At 44.4% G+C, this 14,005-nt stretch carries 9 protein-coding genes; 6 read left to right on the top strand and 3 right to left on the bottom strand.

Annotated elements, in window-relative coordinates; translation table 11 throughout:
- The first annotated feature begins 451 nt into the window (after positions 1 to 451).
- From E2R66_RS00615 to E2R66_RS00600, 4 genes are all read left to right on the top strand, one after another.
- A complete protein-coding gene (locus E2R66_RS00615; RefSeq protein WP_133230351.1) occupies positions 452 to 3,328 on the top strand; it encodes a UvrD-helicase domain-containing protein in 2,877 nt (958 codons plus the stop codon).
- A 199-nt stretch (positions 3,329 to 3,527) separates the two neighbouring features.
- Complete coding sequence (locus E2R66_RS00610) at positions 3,528 to 4,313, top strand: Fic family protein (RefSeq protein ID WP_204985843.1); 786 nt, start codon at positions 3,528 to 3,530, stop codon at positions 4,311 to 4,313.
- Between the two features lie 66 nt (positions 4,314 to 4,379).
- On the top strand, positions 4,380 to 5,297 hold the full coding sequence (locus tag E2R66_RS00605) for a DUF6263 family protein (protein WP_133230349.1): 918 nt from the start codon (positions 4,380 to 4,382) through the stop codon (positions 5,295 to 5,297).
- Positions 5,298 to 5,395: 98 nt separating this feature from the next.
- Complete coding sequence (locus tag E2R66_RS00600) at positions 5,396 to 6,448, top strand: carboxypeptidase-like regulatory domain-containing protein (RefSeq protein ID WP_133230347.1); 1,053 nt, start codon at positions 5,396 to 5,398, stop codon at positions 6,446 to 6,448.
- A 70-nt stretch (positions 6,449 to 6,518) separates the two neighbouring features.
- On the opposite strand, the gene E2R66_RS00595 is transcribed toward E2R66_RS00600, so the two are convergent.
- Entirely contained in the window at positions 6,519 to 9,062 is a 2,544-nt protein-coding gene (locus tag E2R66_RS00595; RefSeq protein WP_133230345.1) for an ATP-dependent Clp protease ATP-binding subunit, read from the bottom strand.
- 625 nt (positions 9,063 to 9,687) lie between these two features.
- On the opposite strand from E2R66_RS00595, the gene E2R66_RS00590 reads away from it, so the two are divergent.
- Positions 9,688 to 12,135: a glycoside hydrolase family 95 protein gene (locus E2R66_RS00590; RefSeq protein WP_133230343.1), complete on the top strand. Its 2,448-nt coding sequence runs from the start codon at positions 9,688 to 9,690 to the stop codon at positions 12,133 to 12,135.
- Between the two features lie 2 nt (positions 12,136 to 12,137).
- Positions 12,138 to 13,154 carry a zinc-binding alcohol dehydrogenase family protein gene (locus E2R66_RS00585; protein ID WP_240049196.1) on the top strand — a complete coding sequence of 339 codons (1,017 nt, stop codon included), beginning with the start codon at positions 12,138 to 12,140 and terminating at the stop codon, positions 13,152 to 13,154.
- A gap of 69 nt (positions 13,155 to 13,223) precedes the next feature.
- On the opposite strand, the gene E2R66_RS00580 is transcribed toward E2R66_RS00585, so the two are convergent.
- Positions 13,224 to 13,781: a GNAT family N-acetyltransferase gene (locus tag E2R66_RS00580; RefSeq protein WP_158288303.1), complete on the bottom strand. Its 558-nt coding sequence runs from the start codon at positions 13,779 to 13,781 to the stop codon at positions 13,224 to 13,226.
- Between the two features lies 1 nt (position 13,782).
- A complete protein-coding gene (locus E2R66_RS00575) occupies positions 13,783 to 13,989 on the bottom strand; it encodes a hypothetical protein (RefSeq protein WP_133230339.1) in 207 nt (68 codons plus the stop codon).
- Positions 13,990 to 14,005: the final 16 nt, after the last annotated feature.

Genomic DNA, 14,005 nt, shown 5'->3' with positions numbered 1-14,005 from the left:
AGTTAGATATAGCTCCCGCGATTAACAACAGAATAAAAAAATATTTTTAAAAAGTATATTGTACTTTGTTAATTTTTTTAGCAGAATAAAATTTGTTAAATATATAAAATTAAAAAATATAATTTTTAACAACTTATACCAAAGTTTAAAACGGTATTCGGTATGTATTTTATGCATGCATAATAAGTTGCCGAAATTCTGCCTGAAATGAGGTGGAGGAACATTTTTTTTGATGCACGGGTATGCAGACGACTGATATGTATTTATCCGATAATATTCTACTTGACTTCACTCCAGGCAACTGTAACACGTTTAAAAACTGTATGTGTAAAATTGCATCAGCGTTGTATGTTTTGTTACTTTTACGGCAATAACGCTGTCTAACTAAATAGCTGCTGTTAGGATGTAATGTAATAAACTGGGTATAACTAAACTGATTTAAATCTTCTTGATGGATGTATTGCTGTATAATAATTTAGAGACCGGTAAACTAAGAGACAAAGTTGATAAGGTAATAGGTTTTTTAAAAATCGGCGACTTTCGTGCTGCCGATGTAAAAAAAATGGCGGGCAGCGGTTATTATCGAGCAAAGCTTGACGATACTAACCGGTTATTGTTTACCATCGGCGTATTTGAATCAAAGCGTTACATTTTTGTGTTAGAATTAATACTAAACCATGCTTATGATAAATCAAGGTTTTTAAATGGTGCTATTATCGACGAGAGCAAACTTATTTCTATAAACAATGAGCAGCAAATAAACGAGGTTGACACAACTTCCATAGGGTACATCAATCCGCGTAAGAAATCATTTTATTTATTGGATAAAATCCTGTCGTTTGATGAAATACAGGAAGAAATACTACAGATACCGGCACCGAGTATTATTATTGGCTCGGCCGGTAGCGGCAAAACGGCAATCACGTTAGAGAAAGCTAAAACGCTTGTAGGTAAAGTATTATATATAACGCTTTCATCTTACCTGGTTGAAAACGCAAGCCTTTTGTATTATTCTTTTGATTACGAAAATCAGAAACAGGAAATTGAATTTCTATCGTTTTTTGAATACCTATCAACTATTGAGGTACCCAAAGGTGCTGAAGTTGACTATCGAACTTTTGAACAATGGATTTCGAGATACCGCCAAAGCCACAAAATAAAAGATGTGTACAAAATATTCGAAGAGTTTAAAGGCGTAATCACCGGATCCGTAGTTGATAAGCCGTTTTTAACGCTTCAGGATTACATTTCTCTTGGCATAAAGCAATCTATTTTCCCTGTAGCCGAACGGCAATTGGTTTATGACTTGTTCACTAAGTACCTGGATTGGCTAAAATCAGGGAGTTTTTTTGACAGTAACCTGGTCGCATATGATCTATCTAAGCGAATTGAGCCCAAGTATGATTATATAATTGTGGATGAGGTACAGGATATTACCAATGTGCAACTGATGGTAATTTTAAAGTCGTTGAATAACCCTGCAAATTTTATTCTTTGCGGGGATTCTAACCAGATAGTACACCCGAACTTTTTTTCATGGGCGCAAATTAAAACGCTGTTTTATAAACAGGACCTGAAAGCCAACATCATTCGAATACTGGCCACCAATTACCGTAATACGCCCGAAGTTACCAAAATAGCCAACCAATTATTGTTGATAAAAAACGCGCGTTTTGGCTCTATCGATAAGGAAAGCACGTACCTTGTAAAACCAAATTCCAAACATAGCGGCGAAGTAGAGTTTTTAGAAAATAATAACACCATAAAAGCCGATCTGAATCAAAAAACAAAGCAGTCTGCCAGGTTTGCAGTTTTGGTTATGCGTAACGAAGACAAGCCCCAGGCTAAAGCCTTTTTTCAAACGCCGCTCCTGTTCTCGGTACAGGAGGCTAAAGGCCTCGAGTACGAAAATATAATTTTATTTAATACCATATCCGGTTATGATAAAGAATTCCGGGAGTTAACCAATGGTGTTACCGCCGAGGATTTGAAGGAAGATAGCCTGAAGTTTTCAAGGGCGAAGGATAAGGCCGATAAATCCCTGGATGAATATAAGTTTTATGTAAACTCGCTTTACGTGGGCATAACCCGGGCTGTGAAAAACTTATACGTAATAGAAACTAATAAGAAACACGAATTGCTGGCCCTGTTAGGCTTAACCAATTTTAAGCAGCAATCTTCGGTAAAGGGGCAGTCTTCCAGCAACGAGGAGTGGCAAAAAGAAGCGCGGAAATTGGAGATGCAGGGTAAGCAGGAGCAAGCTAACGCCATACGTTTACAAATTTTACATTTGCAACCTGTGCCCTGGGAAGTAACTACCAGGCAGGGGCTGAAAAATTTACTATCCCAGGCACTTAACCCCGATGCTTTTAATAAAAAAGCTAAAGATCGACTTTTTGAATATGCACTTTATTACGGCGAACAGGGTTATTTTACCAGGTTAGCCCTTTTGAAATACCGGCCTGCGGAGCGCTGGGAACATGAAGGCAAGCATATTTTGAAAAAAATGATTGCAGATTATCAGCAGGATAATATTAAAGCACTTCAGCCAAAACTGCAAAAGTACGGCGTTGATTTCCCTAACGAGATAAATCTTTCGCCTTTCATGCTTGCGATATCGCACGGGGCCGAAAAAATAGTAAGCTACCTTATTGACAATGGTGCTAAAATTAATGTAACAGATAATTTTGGAAGGAGCCCGCTACAATTAGCCCTTTTGAAAGCTCATGTGGATGCTGGATACAAGCAAAGAGTCGTCAATCGCTTTTACACCTTTTTAAAAGGGGAAAGCATAAAGGTGAAAATAAACAACAGGCTGATAAAGATTGATAGCCACCAGGCGGAATTTTTAATGCTCAATTATATGATAGCAGTGTTGCGTACGCACCTGATAACACAGATAAATAAGTCGGCACGATCCTATTTTTCAAGGAAAAATAATAGCCTTGCTTTTCAAACGATAGACTTTTCGAATTTTTTTGATGATCTTGACGCTAAAGTAGTGCCCGAGTACCGAAGGAAACGACCATATATCTCAAGCATACTTGCAAAAAACGAGGTTAATAAAGATGATAAATACAACAAAAAACTTTTTGTGAGATTGGCTAACGGCATGTACTTGCTTAACCCGGTGTTGGAAGTTTTAATTGATGATGAATGGATAAATATTTATGACCTTATCGACTTAGATGATATTGAAAATATTGCCCATGGGTATGGAATCGGATTTATCGGGCAAATCAAAAATTACCGCAAGCAACTTACCGATAACCCTGATATAAAGATCGACCCGGATGTTTATTGGAAGAGCGTAGGGGCAGCGGAGTAACACGATGGTGAAATGTTTGTTATCTATTTAAATTATTGGACTGATAATATCATCAAAGATGGCTTTTAGGTGCAGATGCCGATACGTAGGTACTAACCGACTATAGCTAACACTGGGTTTATAGAACTTGGGTTACTCGTAATACAGCGGTTTTCTTAAACGTTGGTTCGGTATGTATTTTTGTTATTATTGTATAAGTATGATGGATCTCCGCCTAAATATATTGCCCGTAGATATGTTACAAAGTTATTGCGGAAGTTTTGACAGCGATGTTGAGCTTGCGTTCCTTCAACTAATCGAAAGTGAATTGTCGGCTGATACTTTCAGTTTTTATACTTCTGTTTCTGCAGTATTTTCGTCTAAGATAGAAGGCGAGCAGATAGACCTCGATTCGTTTGTCAAGCATAAAATATCCGGGGCGAAGTTCCTGCCCGATTACACGCAAAAGATAGATGATTTGTACGATGCTTATCTGTTTGCGCAATCCAATAACCTAAACGCTGAGGCCCTGAGGCAGGCTCATGTTTTGCTTACCAGGCACATACTTCAAAAAGAGCAAAGGGGTAAAGTGCGTATGGATAACATGTTCGTGGTAACCACAGACGGTAAGATAGAATATGTTGCCTGTTTACCCCCACATGTAGAAAGTGAATTGGCGAAACTATATGATGATATAGCGATACTGCTGGATGCTGAGCTAAGTGTGGCAGAGACATTCTATTTTGCTTCCCTTATACATCTTGTATTCGTTAAAGTACATCCGTTTTATGATGGTAATGGCCGTAGCGCCCGGCTGTTAGAAAAATGGTTCCTGGCTGAGAAACTCGGAAAAAAGGCTTGGTTCCTGCAATCGGAAAAGCACTATTATAATTTTCACGATACCTGTTATAAGAACATCAGGTTTCTGGGCCTTGAGTACGAGGTGTTAGACTACAGTAAGGCGATGGCATTTTTGAAGATGTTACCGCAAGGACTGTTCGCCTGATCTTAGCCTTTTCCATTTGCTATTCCTGATAACTATCTGCATCTTTAACTGATATCAAATAGAAATATGAAAAAAAGCCTAACCTTATTAATGCTGTTTATCAGTATAAACAGCTACGCCCAAACGGCCAGGCTCGAATTAAACCTCAAAAAAGACAGCACTTATAATATTACCATAAATGCTGATATGGACATAGACCAATTGATAAATGGTTTACACCAGATAGTAAAAACCACCATCAGTGGTACAACTGCCCATAAGGTAATCGCTATAAAGGATACTTTATACGAAATGGAAGTTATATATAAAAAGCTGGGGATGCACATGGAATTTGGTGGTAAGGTAATAGAATTCAGCAGCGACCTTAAATCTGAGGACCTGATATCGAAATTTGTACGCAGTATGATCAACAAGCCCTTCGGTATAGTAATGAGTAGACGAGGGAAAATTGTAGAGGTTAAGAATATCGACAGCCTGTTTGCGGGCGTTATAAAAGATTTTCCGCCAATTAGCGATGCGCAAGTGGCACAGGTTATAGCGCAAATGAAGCAATCGTTTGGAGAGAAAAGCATTAAAGGAAACTTGCAGGAAACCTTCGTAATATTTCCTAAAGTGCCACTTGCGGTTAAAGGTAACTGGACAACCGTAAACGCTACAGAGGCAGCAGCCATTTCCTTAACAACAAAAACAACTTACACCTTAAATGCCATCGCCGACAAATATTATGATGTGAGTGGTACTGCTGTTATTACATCTGATAAAGTGCCGGCCTTTAAAAAATCGGGAGTCTATTTGATACGTCTGATGCAGCCCTCCGGTAGGTATACCGCCAGAATGAAGATTGATAAAACTACCGGCTGGGTTACCGAAAGTCAAATCACCAAAGATATCTCAGCTACGGCACAGATTAAAAAAACGGAAGCCGGGCCTATAGAGTTATCATACCCGATGAAGATTTTGATGAAGTTTACAGGAGCTAATTAATGCTTTTAAGACTCCGCCTATGGGAAGTTGGTTGCTTCTGCTGTTCCTGGGCGTTCAAATAAACTGTAGTTCGTTTTACCGTCTGAGTGCTAAACCATATGAGATATTGCTTTTTACTTTTTCTGCTTGCGCCCTTTGCAACCCTGGCACAAATAACCATTACCGGCAAGGTGATAAATGCTGCCGATAACAAACCCATTGCCAATGCCAGCGTGTTTTTAAGTAATGCCACCGTGGGCGATAAAACCGCCGAGGATGGTAGCTTTAGCTTAAGGAATGTGAAACCCGGCCAATACGAGTTTGTGGTTTCGGTGGTTGGTTTTGATGCTTACCGTGAAACCGTAAGGGCGGCCAATGAACCTATCAGCCTAACCGATATCAAACTTTTAGCAAAAACCACCCAGTTGAAGGAAGTTAAGGTAGTCATAGACAACGATTGGGAGAGCAACCTTCAGAAATTTAAAGATGAGTTTTTAGGTACATCTGCCGCCGCCCGGGATTGTAAAATAGTCGACGCGGACGCCCTCTCGCTCGATTATGATAAAAGTAAACGCATATTAACGGGTTCATCCTACGATTTTTTGGTGATTGAAAACAAGTACCTGGGTTATCGGATAAAGTATCTGCTGAATAAGTTTGAAAAGAATGAACAATCGGGCTTGTTGTATTATGAAGGTTCATCTACGTTTGAGGAAATGCCGGGTTCGCTAAATCAAAAACGCCGGTGGAAAAAAAGACGGCGCGAAACCTATCTTGGTTCTTCTATGCACTTTTTGCGTTCGCTTATTGTGGATAGTACGGCACAGGAAGGATTTGTAATTTACCGGCTTATACGAAAACCCAACCCGGCCTTTGATGGTTTAAACGACAAGTATATACAAACACTGATAAAGACACCCATTACGGCCTCCACTTTTGTGCACCCAACAGACCTGCCGGGTATGTATGCTATCGGCTTTGAGGATTGCTTCTACATTAAATATAATAAGTCGTCGGATGCTACTATTTTAACTATAAACGCCAACTATGCTTTTTTCGATCAGAATGGTATTGTCGCAAACCCGGCTTATTTATTAGTTGAAGGAGAGTGGGGGCGATACCGCATAGCCGAGCTGTTGCCTGTAGATTATGAGCCGGTGGGGGATAAATAATAAGCGTTTTATCTCACAAAAATGCCCCCGAATCTCTCCGGGGGCTTGCAATATCTCAAAAGCTCTTCGCTTATTGCTGTTGCTCTTCTTCGGGCGTTTTGTCTTCTCCGGCTGTTTTGCTTTTGGCTAACACTTTCACCTGGTCGGCATCTTTGTCGTAGTCTACTTCCATGGTATCGCCTTCGGTGAGTTCGCCTTTCAGTATCTCTTCGGCAATCGGGTCTTCCAGGTATTTCTGGATGGCACGTTTCAACGGACGTGCACCAAATTGCGAGTCGTAACCTTTCTCGGCAATGAACTCTTTGGCAGCCAATGTCAGCTCAATTTTGTAACCAAGGCTATTTACGCGGCCAAATAAGGCAGCAAGTTCGATATCGATTATCTTGAAGATTTCGTCTTTACCCAATGAGTTGAACACGATAACATCATCGATACGGTTCAGAAACTCAGGAGCGAAGGCGCGTTTCAAAGCGTTTTCTATCACGCCACGAGAGTGCGAATCTGCCTGTGTAGTTTTGGCAGCGGTGGTGAAACCAACACCCTGGCCAAAATCTTTCAGCTGTCGGGCGCCAATGTTTGAGGTCATGATGATGATGGTGTTCCTGAAATCCACCTTGCGACCCAGTGAGTCGGTCAGCTGGCCTTCATCCAACACTTGTAGCAGGATATTGAATACATCGGGGTGTGCTTTCTCGATCTCATCCAACAACACAACGGCGTAGGGTTTGCGGCGTACCTTTTCGGTCAGCTGTCCGCCTTCTTCATAACCTACATAGCCCGGAGGCGCACCCACTAAACGAGATACGGCGAATTTTTCCATGTACTCGCTCATGTCTATCTGTATTAGCGCATCCTCGGTGTCAAACATAAAACGGGCAAGCTCTTTGGCAAGCTCGGTTTTACCAACACCGGTTGGGCCCAGAAATATGAACGAGCCGATAGGCTTTTTAGGATCTTTTAAACCTGCACGGGTACGTTGTATAGCACGGGTGAGCTTTTTAATCGCATCGTCCTGACCAATGATCTTGTTGGCGATGGTGTCGCCCATGTTCAGCAGTTTCAGGCTGTCGGCCTGGCCCACACGTTGAACAGGGATACCGGTCATCATGGCAACAACTTCGGCCACGTTATCTTCAGATACGGTGTAGCGTTTGGATTTGGTTTCGGCTTCCCAAACGGCTTTAGCCTGCTCAAGCTCCTCTAACAGGTGCTTTTCGGTATCGCGCAGTTTGGCTGCTTCTTCGTATTTCTGGCTGCGTACAACCTTGTTCTTTTCGATTTTGATCTGCTCAATCTTCTGCTCAATATCCAGTATCTGTTGTGGTACGTGGATATTGGTAAGATGCACACGCGAGCCCGATTCATCCAGCGCATCAATAGCCTTGTCCGGTAAAAACCTATCAGTAATGTAGCGGGTAGTTAGGGTAACGCAAGCGTTGATTGCCTCATCGGTATAAGTTACACCGTGGTGCTCTTCGTATTTTTCTTTGATGCGGTTCAGTATCTCAACCGTTTCATCTGGTGTGGCAGGTTCTACCATCACTTTTTGGAAACGACGATCTAAAGCACCATCTTTCTCGATGTACTGGCGGTACTCATCAAGCGTGGTTGCGCCAATGCATTGTATCTCGCCACGGGCCAAAGCCGGTTTGAACATGTTAGATGCATCTAATGAGCCGCTTGCACCGCCCGCACCAACAATGGTGTGTATTTCATCTATAAACAGGATGACATCCGGAGATTTTTCCAACTCGTTCATCACCGCTTTCATGCGCTCTTCAAACTGGCCGCGATATTTGGTGCCTGCCACTAAAGAGGCAAGATCAAGGGTAACCACACGTTTGTTGAACAGCACGCGCGATACCTTGCGCTGTACTATGCGCAATGCCAAACCTTCGGCAATGGCGCTTTTACCTACACCGGGTTCGCCAATAAGGATTGGGTTATTCTTTTTACGACGCGAAAGGATCTGAGATACACGCTCAATTTCTTTTTCGCGGCCCACTATCGGGTCAAGCTTGCCTTCTTCAGCAGCTTTTGTCAGGTCGCGGCCAAAGTTATCCAATACGGGGGTTTTGGATTTAATATCCGAAACCTTTTTAGGTTGGGTAAAGCTGTCGTCTTCTTTAAAATCGTCGTCGCCGCCGGTAGATGAGCCGGGCATCTCGTCGGTAACATCATTTTTGTGCGATTCTACTTCGCCTTTAAATACCTCGTAATTAACGCTGAACTGCGTCAATATCTGTGAAGCTATATTGTCTTCATCGCGCAGGATAGAAAGCAGCAGGTGCTCTGTACCTATAACGTCGCTCTTGAATATCTTCGCTTCGAGGTAAGTGATCTTTAATACTTTTTCGGCTTGTTTGGTCAGCGGGATACTGCCTATGTGCACGTTAGTGCCGATGGTGCCTTTTACGGCATCTTCCACGGCACGGCGCAATTTGGCGGTATCAACGGTGAGCCCTTTTAATAATTTGATTGCCACGCCATCGCCATCACGAATGAGGCCCAGCAAAAGGTGCTCTGTACCTATATAATCATGGCCAAGGCGCAACGCCTCCTCCCTGCTGTACTGTATCACATCCTTTACACGCGGCGAAAATTTAGCTTCCATATATACCTTTCTGATTATGATCGTCCTAATCTATAAAATTGTTTTAAGTAATCAAGGCGATAGTTTTTAGTTTTATCAACAATGTTGCCAGTTTTTTAGCTTAATCGTAAACAGACAATCCGGTGATAAACACCCTGCTTAAACGGAATAAGATAATGGCGCCTTTTGTTTTTTTAACTTTAGAACCGCTTGATTTTTATATAAATACGGCAAAAACCTATTGTTGAGATGTGTTTTCGACGGATTAGTTTAGTGCATTGCCTGTAAACCCGGCTTTTTTATTTAAACAAGGCAATTAGTCACCCTTGGGTATGACATTACGGCATGCGGCTTTTATTCCCCGTTTTATCCCGTACTGTCAAAAGCAAACCAAAGGATTTGCATCGTAATATACAAGTTATCGGATGAATTTTACATGAAATTTATGGAAAGGGCAGTGGCGCAGCGAAATGCATATACAACTGGATAAGATTTAGTAATAATTGTAGCGGACATTAAATCGTACTAGCCACCTCTGCGGCAACGTTTGCGTAAAATAAATCCCCATCAATGTTTTGATTCCAGCCAAAACAAGCGTTATTTAGACGGTTTATTACAATCGATTGTACTAAACGACTTGCCAACTATGAAGAAGTTATTTGCATTGCTGCTGTTTGGGGCGCCGCTTGTCGGCCTATGCCAGCAACCCCTTAAACTTTGGTACAACCAGCCCGCAAAACGGTGGACACAGGCCCTGCCCGTAGGCAACGGTCGTTTAGGTGCCATGATATTCGGCAGACCGGAAGATGAACTTATCCAGTTGAACGAAAGTAGTTTATGGTCGGGCGGGCCGGTCTCAGGGCCGGTAAACCCGGGTTCGCCGGCGTATCTGCCGCAGGTACGCGAGGCTATTTTCGCGGGTGATTATAAAAAGGCCATCGAATTGAGCAAAAAGATGCAGGGCCATTACTCGGAAGGGTATCTGCCGTTGGGAGATATCCGCATCAAACAAAACACAGGTGCCGTTAGCGCCTACTACCGCGACCTGGATATCAGCAACGCTATAGCCACTACCAGGTTTACGGCCAATGGCGTTACCTATAAACGCGAGATGTTTTCTTCGGCCCCGGCGCAGGTGATGGTCATAAGGCTAACTGCCGATAAGCCCGGGCAGTTGAGCCTGAAGGTACTGGCCAATACACTACTAAAGAATAAGAAAACCGTCGTGTCGCTAAACACCCTGCTTATCGCAGGTAAAGCGCCAACCCATGTAGACCCCAACTATCTCAACCTGCAACGCGACCCGCTACGGTACGACGACTCCCTCACCAAGGGGGTGCGTTACGCCTGGTTTACCAAAGTGGTAAACAAAGGGGGCACCGTATCGGCAGATACCTCGGGCATCAGCATCAGCCATGCTACGGAGGTTACGATATATCTATCCGCAGCAACCAGTTACAATGGTTTCGATAAAAGCCCTGTTATGCAGGGTAAAGATGAACTGGCCATCAGCAAAAAATACCTGGCAGCTGCTAATCTGAGGCCATACACAGCATTATTGGCCGCCCATTTGGATGATTATCATCATTATTTCAACCGCCTTTCATTAAGGCTTACCGGCAGCCGGCCCGATACCGTTACCCTGCCTACCGACCAACGCTTGCTGGCCTATACCAAGGGCGATAAAGATGTGGGCTTGGAGACGCTGTACTTTCAGTTTGGGCGGTACTTGCTTATCTCCAGCTCGCGCCCGGGTGGTACTGCGGCCAACCTGCAGGGGATATGGAACAACGAATTGCGCCCACCCTGGAGTTCGAATTATACCACCAACATCAACGCACAAATGAACTATTGGCCCGCCGAGATAACCAACCTGAGCGAGTTGCATCAACCTCTGCTGCACCTTACCGCCGATTTGGCGGTTACCGGCAAAAAAACCGCTAAGGAATTTTATAATTTGAACGGCTGGGTGGTGCACCACAACAGCGATATATGGGCATTATCAAATCCCGTTGGTGATGGCTCTGGCGACCCGATGTGGGCCAATTGGGCCATGGGTGGCGATTGGCTGTGCCGCCACCTTTGGGATCATTACCTGTTCACAAAAGACGAAGCTTTTCTACGCGACAAAGCCTATCCGCTGATGAAAGGTGCTATTGATTTTACCCTCGGCTGGCTGGTGAAAGATAAAGATGGCTATTGGGTTACCGCACCGAGCGGATCGCCCGAGAACGCCTTTAAAGATGAGCATGGCAATGAAGGTACCATTGCATTGGGCAGCACCATGGATATGTCGATCATCCGCGATTTGTTTGCCCATTTTATTACCGCATCAGAAAAGTTGAATTTAGACAAGGCGTTGCGCGATACCGTGATAGCCAGGCAGGCAAAGCTGTTACCTTTTCATGTGGGCAAAAAAGGTAATTTAGTAGAGTGGTATAAAGATTGGGACGAAACCGATCCGCACCACCGCCATGTATCGCACCTGTACGGACTTTTCCCGGGCGAGCAGATATCGCCCAATACCACACCCGACCTGGCGGCCGCTGCCCGTAAAACACTGGAACTGCGTGGCGACGAAGGCACCGGCTGGAGCAAGGCCTGGAAAATAAACTTCTGGGCCCGCTTGCAGGATGGCAACCATGCTTATAAATTGGTGCGCGACCTGCTGCACCTTACTGGCGAAGAAGGAACCGATTACGCCCAGGGCGGCGGTACCTATGCCAATTTGTTTGATGCGCACCCGCCGTTTCAAATCGACGGCAACTTTGGAGCCACAGCGGGCATTGCCGAAATGCTGCTGCAAAGCCAAACCGGTGAAGTTTACCTGCTGCCTGCCCTGCCCGATGCCTGGGAGAGCGGCACCGTAAAAGGCCTTAAAGCACGTGGCAACTTTGAGGTGGGCATCAGCTGGAAAGCGCATAAACTTACGGCTGCAACAATCACATCGGTAGTAGGCGGGCAATGCCAATTGCGCAGCAATTGGCCGGTGAAAATTGCAGGTGTAGGTACATCAAAACCCGATGGAAGCAGTTATCTACTTACTTTTACAACTAAAAAAGGTGCCACGTACCAAATACTGGCTGCTAAATAAATATGATGAAAACACTGGTTTGTATGGAGCCTGGTACGTTGCACTATGGCACAGCGGATATACCCGAACCAAAGGAAGGCTATGCCACGCTACGTATCCGCCGCATTGGCGTTTGCGGCACAGATTTGCATGCCTTTGAGGGCACACAGCCATTTTTTAGCTATCCACGCATATTGGGGCACGAGCTTGCAGGCGAGCTAACCGATACCGGCAATGCCGAAAGTTTTGAAATTGGCGAAAAGGTAACCTTTATACCTTATTACAATTGCGGGCATTGCATTGCCTGCCGCAGCCAAAAGCCCAATTGTTGCGTAAACCTGCAGGTTTGCGGCGTACATACCGATGGCGGGATGCGCGAGTATTTACACGTACGTACAGATTTATTGGTACATGGCGATGGTTTGAGCCTTGACGAACTGGCCCTGATAGAGCCCTTGGCCATAGGCGCACATGGCGTGCGCCGTGCCGATGTATCGCCGGGAGAATATGTGTTGGTGGTAGGTGCGGGGCCGATAGGCCTGGGCATTATGGAGTTTGCCCGCATTGCGGGCGGGCAGGTAATTGCCATGGACGTGAACCCGCAACGCCTGGCTTTTTGTAAGGATAAGCTTGGTGTAAACCACACGGTTAACGCCCTCGATGCCGATGTAAAAGAACAACTGATGGCGATAACCGGCGGCGATATGCCAACGGTAGTAATAGATGCCACGGGTAATCAAAAGGCCATTAATAATGCCTTTTATTATATGGCGCATGGCGCGCGTTACGTGCTGGTTGGTCTGCAGAAAGGTGAATTGATGGTAAGTCACCCCGAATTTCATAAACGGGAAGGCACGCTAATGAGTAGCCGAAACGCCACCCGCGCCGATTTTGAGCATGTGATAGCTTCGATGAAGAAAGGCCTGGTAGACCCCAATGTGTACATTACCCATCGGGTTGATTTTGATGAAGTGGTTGATAATTTTGAAAGCTGGTTGAAACCGGAGAACGGAGTGATAAAAGCGATGATAAGTATGTAATAGACCCTGCTGCCTGATAGCGATGGGTTTTAAACACATCGCTATCAGGCAAAGGAAAACATTACCCTTTTACAATTGCTTCTGCAAATGATAGTGCCTGCCACCAAGCAATCCTTTCTCGCCAACAACCTGAAAACCCAGCCCTGTATATAGTTTTTGCGCCTTATCATTCCCCTTGCTTACCAGCAGGCCCACGGTATGGTGCCCCAACTTTGCTGCTGTATCAAACAAAGCTTTTATTAAACCTTTGGCTATGCCCTTGCCCTGATACTGCGGTAACACCGCCAGGCAGTCGATATAATATTCGCCGCTTTGAGTTTCATCTTCAAGCGTTCCGGTAAAACCTAACTCTGCGCGGGTGTAATTTAAGAAGGGGTCCCGCAAGGTATCCAACTCCGCGCCATCATAGGCGATTATCATGCCGCATACGGCGCTGTCTTCTTCCCAGAGTATGATGTTCTCATAGCTGTATTGATTGCCTTTCAGTCCTGCAAAACGGGTGAACAAAGCGTGAATAACTTCAGGGTCGTTACTATTGGCGAATTTGCCGGCAAGGATTTGCCCCATAGCCAGGATAATTAGTTGGGCGACAATTGGGGCGTCGGTAGGGGTGGCGGGACGGGTCATGTTAAAGTTCGTTGAGGAGTTCATGGGCATCGCGTGCCTCGAGTTTGCCCGACAGAACCAAATTAAGTTCCTTAACCGCAATTTTTAAGTCTTGCAGAACTTTGGCTCTCACAGGCGTAAGCACATCAATTTTAACGTATGGCAAATCGTTCAGCACTTCGAGAAGGGCTGCGGCTTTACTCTCTTTAACTTCGAGCAAAATTTTCATACCGACTAATTTAACT

Source organism: Mucilaginibacter psychrotolerans (genome assembly GCF_004519315.1).
Taxonomy (GTDB): Bacteria; Bacteroidota; Bacteroidia; order Sphingobacteriales; family Sphingobacteriaceae; genus Mucilaginibacter; species Mucilaginibacter psychrotolerans.
The sequence above is the reverse complement of the archived record's forward strand: the minus strand, read 5'-3'. Positions and strand labels throughout refer to the sequence as shown.

Excerpts from the sequence above, each read along its gene's own strand:
- E2R66_RS00615 (WP_133230351.1), top strand. The coding sequence starts at position 452 with ATGGATGTATTGCTGTATAATAATTTAGAGACCGGTAAACTAAGAGAC.
- E2R66_RS00610 (WP_204985843.1), top strand. The coding sequence starts at position 3,528 with ATGATGGATCTCCGCCTAAATATATTGCCCGTAGATATGTTACAAAGT.
- E2R66_RS00605 (WP_133230349.1), top strand. The coding sequence starts at position 4,380 with ATGAAAAAAAGCCTAACCTTATTAATGCTGTTTATCAGTATAAACAGC.
- E2R66_RS00600 (WP_133230347.1), top strand. The coding sequence starts at position 5,396 with ATGAGATATTGCTTTTTACTTTTTCTGCTTGCGCCCTTTGCAACCCTG.
- E2R66_RS00595 (WP_133230345.1), bottom strand. The coding sequence starts at position 9,062 with ATGGAAGCTAAATTTTCGCCGCGTGTAAAGGATGTGATACAGTACAGC.
- E2R66_RS00590 (WP_133230343.1), top strand. The coding sequence starts at position 9,688 with ATGAAGAAGTTATTTGCATTGCTGCTGTTTGGGGCGCCGCTTGTCGGC.
- E2R66_RS00585 (WP_240049196.1), top strand. The coding sequence starts at position 12,138 with ATGATGAAAACACTGGTTTGTATGGAGCCTGGTACGTTGCACTATGGC.
- E2R66_RS00580 (WP_158288303.1), bottom strand. The coding sequence starts at position 13,781 with ATGACCCGTCCCGCCACCCCTACCGACGCCCCAATTGTCGCCCAACTA.
- E2R66_RS00575 (WP_133230339.1), bottom strand. The coding sequence starts at position 13,989 with ATGAAAATTTTGCTCGAAGTTAAAGAGAGTAAAGCCGCAGCCCTTCTC.